Below are 8,146 nucleotides of genomic sequence, written 5' to 3' on the forward strand. Positions count from 1 at the left end.
GAATTATTATTTCTCTGAACTAGCTTGCTCTTCTAACTTAGATCGACCAATTTCACGGTAGCTACGGTCCCCAACAATCTCAACTGAGAACTGACCATCTTGGTACTCGAGAATCGTCACACTTCCATTATCAAGACCATGCGGATGCATGCCGTTAATTAAATAAACAATGGTTCCAATAGTCATTCCATGGCTGACTACGAGGGCATTCCCACCCCCATTAGCTTCCATTTCCTTGGCAATGGCTTCAAAACCTTCCCAGATACGACCACTTAGTTTTTCCCAACCTTCAGCCCAACCTGCTGTGTCTACTTCTACCAGACCTTCAGCTAGCTCAGCATAGGACAAACGATGCACATGATCAACATTAAAGATACGAGGAATAATCCCCATAAATAAGTCCCCATCATAAGCACCATCAAAACTACCAAAGCACCATTCACGGATTCGCTTATCCATACGATAAGGAATTTGCCCTGTTAAACCTAGTTCCTCAAGGATAATTCCCATAGTCTGAATAGTCCGCCCAGAGTCGCTTGAATAAGCACGTTCAAAGGTTAAACCTGACTCACGCAAGCCAATCCCCAATTCATGAATGCCTCGTTCCCCTTCAGCTGTCAGTGGAGTATCACTCCAACCTTGAGCACGCCCAATCGTATTAAACATTGTTTTCCCATGACGTACTAGATACAATTTTACACTTGACATATTCTGTCCTCCATATGTATCTATTATAGCATGATTTCAGGTAAAAACCTCGTCCTAACCCACTGAGTCCAACATCACCACTTAAACTAGATTTTACAAATCTGATAATCTATGTCTTATCATTCTTAGAAGGAGTAACTTTAGATGGCTCGGTGGCCTCTTTTTTAACCTGTTCTTCTTTTGACTTTTTTTCTGTTTTCTTCGTCTTATCGTCGATCTTTTTCAAAGGAGAAAAGTGAAATTCAAATTGATTTTTCCCGGTGTCAACAATCGCTGTAAATCCCTTTTGGTCATTACGATAAGTTGCCTTTCCTGCATCAAATGACTGCTGACCACTCTCAGAATTAGCTTTTTCATAAGTTCTCTTAGCCATTGCAAATGCAAGAAGTTTTTCTTTATTGAGGGCATAATCCTGATGATGAGCTACTTGTCGATTTAGATAAAACTGTAGCAAGAGACTAAAAATTCCAGCAATAGTAACTGCGTAAAGGAGAACTCCAGCCCTAACTTTTTTCTTTTTCCACACGATAGATGAACTCCCTCTCTAGTCCCTTTTCAAACTGAAAATTAAAATGGACATTTTGCCCGTTTTGGTAAATATGAGCTGATTTCAGACCGTAAACCATCGGCTGGTAGCCACGTCCACTGGCATCTGTTTTTCGAAAATCATTTGACCTTGATTTACCCATGGAAATGGGGTTCCCATCCTGTTTGAGGTAAAGTCTATCATTCTCTACTTTTTCAAATTGGGCTCGATTCAGCTCTGCTTCCAGCTGATCCACAAATAAGAGCCATTCTTTTTGCTCACTTTTCTGCTGGTAGCGAACTTCTGAAACCAAGAGTTGGCTCATAGATTGAAAAAGAAGTAAACTCCCACTAATCACAATAAGAGCAACCAGGGATTCTAAAAGAGTAAACGCTCTGACTCTACTTATCTTGAATCGCCAGTAATTTTTCAGTTCCATGATACACCTCCAAACCTCGCTCATTCGAGACAACATGAACCGTAAGCCCATTGACCGTCAACTGCTTTTGTCCAGTCTGCAAAGCCATACGAACCACACGCAAAACTTCTTCCTGTTCTAAGAGTCTTGCTTCCTGTCGTCTACTTTCTTGAATCTGCCCTAACAAGAGGGTTGCAATACTGGCAAAAATAGCTAGTGAAATCACTGCCTCCAGTAAAATAAGCGCCTTAATTTTTTGCTTCTTGAATACGTTTAATCTTTCCATTTCCTAGATATAGTTGGTAGCGAACTACTTCTTTCCTTGTTTGAAATCTCACACTTGCAAGAGACGAATTTCCTCCAGCCTTATCAAATGTGATTGACTGATTGGACTGTAGTTGAATCCCTTTTGGAATAGCTAATTTCTGATAGCCATTTCCAATACTTCTCTCTTCCAAAATCAAGTTGATCTTCTGCTGACTAGCCAAACTTCGCTTCTGGGTTTCCCGATAAAGTTCCTCAAATTCCATAAAGAAAATTTGCTCTTCCACAGCTGCAAAAGTTGATTGAACTGAACTTGACAAACCCAAGGCTAACAGGCTGACTATTCCTAAGACCAATAAACTTTCTAGCATGGTAAAGGCCCTAATCTGCAACTGACTGACTCTTATTTTGCTTGGCATGATACTCTTTATAGGCTTTTGCTTGCTCAGCAGTAATGCGTCCATCTGCCTGTAATTTGCTTAGACTAGCATCTTCATTTTTATCCAGACTATAGAGTTCTGCTTGGCTTTCTACCACCTTAACGACAGCTGCTTTCCCCTTATCATTGACTGCATCCTTTTGCTTGGTAAGATTTGGAACAAAAAGTAAAAGTAGGACGCTAATGATAAGCAACACCACCAACATTTCTACCAGTGTAAAAGCTTTTGCCTTCGTTTCTTTTAATTTCATCATCATTTTTTTCATCTAAAAATTTACCTCCATATTTTGATACATCGGCAGCAACATAGCTGCATACAATAAAACGATTAGCAGGGCTACAAAAATAAAGACCAGTGGTTGAACAAGGTTCATGGTCCGATTGACTCGGGTAAAGAAGGATTCCCAGGTTTTTTCCGCATATATTTCCAATTCGCTTCCCAACTTGGATTTAACCTCTCCATATTCAATAATTAATACCAACTCTTTTCTAAAGAAGGGATAGATCTGAACAACCTTAGAAAATTCATGCCCATTTTGCAAAGCTTGATCTAAATCGTATCCAATTTCTTTGAAAAGAGGATTCCCTTGCTCCTGCATCATCTGGAAAATCTGTGTCAACTCTAAACCTTGTCCAATCATATTTCCCCATTCCCGAGCATAATAGGCAGTTAGATAATACTGAACAAACACACCTAAAAAGGGGATTCTAGCCAGATAAGAAAAGACTTGTATCTTCTTAGATTTCCTGTAGAAAATCAGCCCTGTTAAAGATAGTAGACCTAACGCTAGAACAAGCCCAAGAAAAATATGTGGCAGCTTACTTATCACTAAGGTAGCTATGTTACTACTATCCAGTTGGGGCAAGAGATAATTCCGCAATCCTAGCATAATTAACAGTAAAAAAGCAAGCAAAATAAGTGGGTAGGTCGCAACTTCAATTAACTTCTTCTTGACCTTAGCAAGATTATCCAAATATTCTTCAATTTTCCCCAAACTCAAATGGAGATTTCCATGAACTTCAGCCAATGAAAGCTGAGTGACAATCGCACTCGAAAAACCTAAATTCCCCATCATTTCCGAGAAAGATTTTCCTTTCGATAGTCCTAGGCGCATCTGCGAAACATATTCCTTCTCCAACAAAAGACTTCTATCAAGAAAGGAAATGATTTCTACCAAGTGAAAACCACTAGAAAACAAATTGTTAAAGAGAGTGATGATTTTCTTCTGCTTACTGGTAGCTAATTTTCTCCGTTTCAGCTTGAAGGGCAGTGATATGTCCATCTTTAAGAAGCTGATCAATGTGCTCATTCCACTTTTCTGCCTGGTGTTCTGAATAATTTTGGTTTGCAAAATCAATAATTCCTCCTCCCCCGATTAGTCTCTGGTAGCAAACACCTTGTAAAACAACTGCGAGTTCATCTTCACTGACACCAAGTTCTAAAAGACGCTCATAGACCCCACGAATACTCTTTGCATGAATGGTCGAGAACACTGTAGCTCCCGTTAAGCTAGCTCTTACAACAGCACGGGCTGTTTCGCTATCCCGGATTTCTCCAATGATTAAAAGATCTGGGCGGTGTCGCAAAGAAAGTTTTATCAAGTTTTCATAGCTCAGTCCAATAGCTTCATTGAGTTGTAATTGCAGCATCTCTTCTTGCTTAATCTCGACTGGGTCCTCAATGGACATGACTTGTTGTCCCTTAAACAACGACTTAGCTAATTCATGCATTAAGGTAGTTTTACCACTTCCTACAGGTCCTGCAAATAGATAAAGGCCGCGTTGCCTAAAGCCCTTTTCCAGTTCCTTAAGGTCTTGAAACCAGAAACGCAACTCTTGTTCTTCATCATGCAAAAGGCGAATAACTAAACTTTCATGACCACGATAATCTCCTACCGTCGATAAGCGTAGTGAAGAAACCTTGCCATCATGCTGATAATCACAGGACCCAAGCTGACTACGACGCTTTTCTCCAACATTCATCCCCGCAATAAATTTAAAATGACTAATAACTGCGCCCAACTTTTCAAAGTCATAACTATTAATCAAACGCCTTTCATCACCTATTCGCATATGCAACTCATAAACCTTGTCCTTGGGAATAAAATAGATATCCTGAGCTCCATCCTTTTTTGCGAGACTAATCAATTCTTGTGCAAGTGCTTGTACCATATTCCCTCCTCAGTTAATTATTCGAAGAAAATACAAAAAAAGAACAACTTTATTAAAAAGTTGTTCCATCTTTTTTGATGCGACACGTCCGGTGGATTTCTAAACCCGTTTGTTTTTCATAACCAGGTCTGAATTTTTCATCTGGTATAACTTGACCATCTTCCAGTAAAGCCAAGGAATGATATTGCTGCAGAAATTCATCACATTCCTCACACCAACGCTTATCCTCCGGATTCCAAAATATGGTCATTAAGTCTCCTCGACTTTTATATAGTGGAATTTTCTTTTCCAGTTCAAACCAGCAAGATTTATAATACTTCAAGGCATCATAGTAATTTTCAAATTTCTTACTACTAATGACGTCTTCTTCCCATCCTTCTATGAACCACCAAGGTTCAAAATCCCCGTACATTTCTATAACTCGATACATAGTTTCATTTCCTTTGTATCGTATATTATAGCGAAATTTTAAGAACAATGAAAGAAATTTGCTTGCTTTCACGAATTATCTAATATTTTCAAAAAATCCAGCTATTCTAAAAAGAATAACTGGATTCAAAATTCGACTAACCTTCTGAAATATCGTTTTCAATGATAACCTTAATCGCATGATGATCTGCAGCCTTACCAAATACTTCATAGGCCTTTTCAATTTCACTTAGTTTGAAGTAATGAGTTACCAATTTTTCTGGTTCAATTTTATGGCTTTCTAAAGCTTTCAAAAGCTGAGGAGTTGTATTGGTAGAAACCAATCCAGTAGTAACATTAATGTTACGAATCCAAAGAGTGTCCAAATCAAACTGAACTGGTTTACCATGCACACCACAGTTGGCTACTGTTCCATCTACACCGATAATCTTTTGGCAGAGATCAAACGTTTCAGGAATACCAACAGCTTCTATAGCAACATCCACACCTCTACCATCTGTTAAATCATAAATTTCTTGAATTGCTTTTTCAGGGTCTGAAGAATTAATCTTATGAGTAGCACCGAAAGAAACTGCAGTATCCAAACGGTTATCATCTAGGTCTACCATGATCAATTTAGCAGGTGAATAGAATTGAGCAGTCAATAGAGCTGCTAAGCCAACTGGACCTGAACCAACGATTGCTACACTACAACCAGGCTCAACTTTTCCTTTTAAGACACCAATTTCATAACCAGTTGGTAGGATATCAGATAACATAACCAAGGCTTCATCAGACAAATCAGCTGGAGTGTGGTAGAGAGTATTATCAGCATGAGGAACACGAAGATATTCGGCTTGCATACCGTCGATCAAATGTCCAAAAATCCAACCTCCTTCGTCTTCACAGTGGGCATAGATTCCCTTTTTACAGTAGTAGCATTTACCACAGGCACATACACAAGAAACCAAAACCTTATCGCCTTTTTTGAAGTTTGAAACGCCTGCTCCAACTTCCTCTACAATCCCGATTCCTTCATGGCCAAGGATAGTTCCACTCTTACATGCAGGGACATCTCCTTTGATAATATGAAGATCTGTTCCACAAATAGTAGTTTTTACAATACGCACAATAGCGTCAGTTGGCTTGCGAATAACTGGTTTGTCAACATCAACAAATGAAGCAAGTCCTGGTTTAACATATGTATAGGCTTTCATAAAGCTTACCTCCGTTTTTTTATTTGTATTGTTTATATCATAATTGTAAGCCTTTTCATAAATAAAATCAAGTAATATGTGAAAGAAATAACAAACTAAATTAAAAAAAGTAGAAACTAAATTAGTTTCTACTTTAGAGATTATGCTTGATAACGTTTTTCACCATCAAGGTAAGTTGCTACCAATTCCAAATCCTTATCAAGAACGATAAAGTCAGCATCGTAGCCTTCACGGATTTGTCCACAAACGTCATCAATATGAACTGATTTTGCTGGGTTGAGACTGGCCATCATAACTGCTTCATGTGGATTTGCAATGCCCCATTCAACAACATTTTTCAAACCGTCTTTAAGTTTGAGAATAGAACCTGCCAAGTTCCCAGTAGATTTGAGACGTGCAGTACCATTTGAAACCACAACTGGGAATTCTCCTAGCATATAGTCCCCATCTTGCAAACCACCCGCTGTCATACAGTCAGTGATAAGAGCAATATTTTCAGTACCTTTTTGTTTAAGTAGAATGTCACAGGCCTTAGGATCAACGTGATGCCCATCGCATATCAATTCAGCATAAGTATGTGGCAATTCATACATAGCACCAACCATACCAAGCTCACGGTGAGTTAACCCACGCATACCATTATAAGCATGAACCCAAACACTTGCACCAGCGTCAACAGCCTTCTTAGCCTGATCAAAAGTTGCATTTGAGTGACCTAAAGCAACAGTAACACCTTCACCAGTAACCGTACGTACAAAGTCCTCAACACCTTCACGTTCAGGTGCAAGGGCAATTTTATTTAGAAGACCATTAGCAGCCTTCTGCCAAGCACGAAATTCATCCATGCGAGGATCTTTCATGTAAGCAGGGTTTTGAGCTCCTTTAAATTCCTCAGTAAAGTAAGGACCTTCAAAGTAAATCCCACGAATTTTAGCACCAGAAGCCTCTTGATAACGCGCACCAATATTTTCAGTAACAGCTAATAATTGTTCGTATGATGATGTTAGAGTAGTTGGTAGAAAACTAGTAACACCTGTGCTAAGAAGACCTTCACTCATTGTATGAAGAGTACCTTCGATGTTATTATCCATAACATCAACTCCACCAAATCCGTGAATATGTGTATCAACAAGACCAGGAGCAATACTATAACCAGTATAGTCAATAATTTCTGAGTCCTCAGATACTTGATCCACATGCTTACCAAATTTACCATCAATTAGTTCTAGAAAACCGCCACGGCGAACACCATGAGGATAGAAAAATTGATCCGCTTTAATATATTTAGGCATAATGATAACCTCCGTAATTCATTTTTCTAATATTTATTATGTCAATTACATTATAAACCTTTCTGTGTAATTTGTAAATGGTATAGACCTATTATAGTTAAATTTATAAAGAAATAATATAAGATTTAGTAAATATATAGTAAAGTAATATTGATCATTCAGGTTAACAATAAAATTTAGAAAAATATAAGTAATTTTAAGTAACTGCGAGAGAAAAAAATGGAAGAGAAATTAAAAAAACAAGGTCCGAAAACCTTGTCTTTAATACTATACCGGCGGCCGGGGTCGAACCGGCACGTCCTTGCGGACACTGGATTTTGAGTCCAGCGCGTCTGCCAATTCCGCCACGCCGGCAAATAGTAACTGGGGTAGCTGGATTCGAACCAACGCATGAGGGAGTCAAAGTCCCTTGCCTTACCGCTTGGCTATACCCCAATAATATAAAATAGGCGAGTGAGGGGAATCGAACCCCCGAATGTCAGAGCCACAATCTGATGTGTTAACCACTTCACCACACCCGCCATAACGTTTAACACGGGCAGTAGGAATTGAACCCACACTGAAGGTTTTGGAGACCTTAGTTCTACCTTTAAACTATGCCCGTATAAGATGGAAGGGGAGGGATTCGAACCCCCGAACCCGAAGGAGCGGATTTACAGTCCGCCGCGTTTAGCCTCTTCGCTACCCTTCCGTGTAATATAA

At 39.1% G+C, this 8,146-nt stretch carries 11 protein-coding genes and 5 tRNA genes; all 16 read right to left on the bottom strand.

Going from position 1 to position 8,146, the window contains the following annotated elements:
• Positions 1-6: 6 nt before the first annotated feature.
• The 16 genes from O3643_RS04265 to O3643_RS04340 all read right to left on the bottom strand — a co-directional run bounded on the left by O3643_RS04265 (position 7) and on the right by O3643_RS04340 (position 8,135).
• Positions 7-708, bottom strand: a complete 702-nt coding sequence (locus tag O3643_RS04265) for a histidine phosphatase family protein (protein ID WP_036752169.1) — start codon at positions 706-708, stop codon at positions 7-9.
• Positions 709-817: 109 nt separating this feature from the next.
• Entirely contained in the window at positions 818-1,234 is a 417-nt protein-coding gene (gene comGG, locus O3643_RS04270; RefSeq protein ID WP_036752166.1) for a competence type IV pilus minor pilin ComGG, read from the bottom strand.
• Entirely contained in the window at positions 1,212-1,673 is a 462-nt protein-coding gene (gene comGF / locus O3643_RS04275; protein WP_036752164.1) for a competence type IV pilus minor pilin ComGF, read from the bottom strand. The genes comGG and comGF overlap by 23 nt, the downstream gene beginning before the upstream one ends.
• Complete coding sequence (gene comGE / locus O3643_RS04280) at positions 1,636-1,938, bottom strand: competence type IV pilus minor pilin ComGE (protein WP_036752162.1); 303 nt, start codon at positions 1,936-1,938, stop codon at positions 1,636-1,638. The genes comGF and comGE overlap by 38 nt, the downstream gene beginning before the upstream one ends.
• Entirely contained in the window at positions 1,901-2,335 is a 435-nt protein-coding gene (comGD, locus tag O3643_RS04285) for a competence type IV pilus minor pilin ComGD (protein WP_371500079.1), read from the bottom strand. The genes comGE and comGD overlap by 38 nt, the downstream gene beginning before the upstream one ends.
• On the bottom strand, positions 2,298-2,621 hold the full coding sequence (comGC, locus tag O3643_RS04290) for a competence type IV pilus major pilin ComGC (protein ID WP_036752159.1): 324 nt from the start codon (positions 2,619-2,621) through the stop codon (positions 2,298-2,300). The genes comGD and comGC overlap by 38 nt, the downstream gene beginning before the upstream one ends.
• Positions 2,622-3,638 carry a competence type IV pilus assembly protein ComGB gene (gene comGB / locus O3643_RS04295; RefSeq protein ID WP_371500097.1) on the bottom strand — a complete coding sequence of 339 codons (1,017 nt, stop codon included), beginning with the start codon at positions 3,636-3,638 and terminating at the stop codon, positions 2,622-2,624.
• Positions 3,586-4,527 carry a competence type IV pilus ATPase ComGA gene (comGA, locus tag O3643_RS04300; protein ID WP_049494535.1) on the bottom strand — a complete coding sequence of 314 codons (942 nt, stop codon included), beginning with the start codon at positions 4,525-4,527 and terminating at the stop codon, positions 3,586-3,588. The genes comGB and comGA overlap by 53 nt, the downstream gene beginning before the upstream one ends.
• 52 nt (positions 4,528-4,579) lie before the next feature.
• On the bottom strand, positions 4,580-4,957 hold the full coding sequence (locus O3643_RS04305) for a DUF1033 family protein (protein ID WP_036752150.1): 378 nt from the start codon (positions 4,955-4,957) through the stop codon (positions 4,580-4,582).
• Positions 4,958-5,093: 136 nt separating this feature from the next.
• The gene (locus tag O3643_RS04310; protein WP_371500082.1) at positions 5,094-6,152 is read right to left on the bottom strand and encodes a zinc-dependent alcohol dehydrogenase family protein; all 1,059 of its coding nucleotides are present in this window, start codon (positions 6,150-6,152) and stop codon (positions 5,094-5,096) included.
• A 140-nt stretch (positions 6,153-6,292) separates the two neighbouring features.
• Positions 6,293-7,444, bottom strand: a complete 1,152-nt coding sequence (nagA, locus tag O3643_RS04315; protein ID WP_371500084.1) for an N-acetylglucosamine-6-phosphate deacetylase — start codon at positions 7,442-7,444, stop codon at positions 6,293-6,295.
• 270 nt (positions 7,445-7,714) lie between these two features.
• Positions 7,715-7,798 (bottom strand) — tRNA-Leu (locus O3643_RS04320).
• Positions 7,799-7,807: 9 nt separating this feature from the next.
• A tRNA-Gln gene (locus O3643_RS04325) sits at positions 7,808-7,879 on the bottom strand.
• A gap of 13 nt (positions 7,880-7,892) precedes the next feature.
• Positions 7,893-7,965: transfer RNA gene (locus tag O3643_RS04330), tRNA-His, on the bottom strand.
• 12 nt (positions 7,966-7,977) lie between these two features.
• Positions 7,978-8,048, bottom strand: a tRNA-Trp gene (locus O3643_RS04335).
• A gap of 6 nt (positions 8,049-8,054) precedes the next feature.
• A tRNA-Tyr gene (locus tag O3643_RS04340) sits at positions 8,055-8,135 on the bottom strand.
• Positions 8,136-8,146 lie beyond the last annotated feature (11 nt).

The sequence above is a fragment of the Streptococcus sp. 20925_1_44 genome (genome assembly GCF_041432435.1).
Lineage (GTDB): Bacteria > Bacillota > Bacilli > Lactobacillales > Streptococcaceae > Streptococcus > Streptococcus infantis.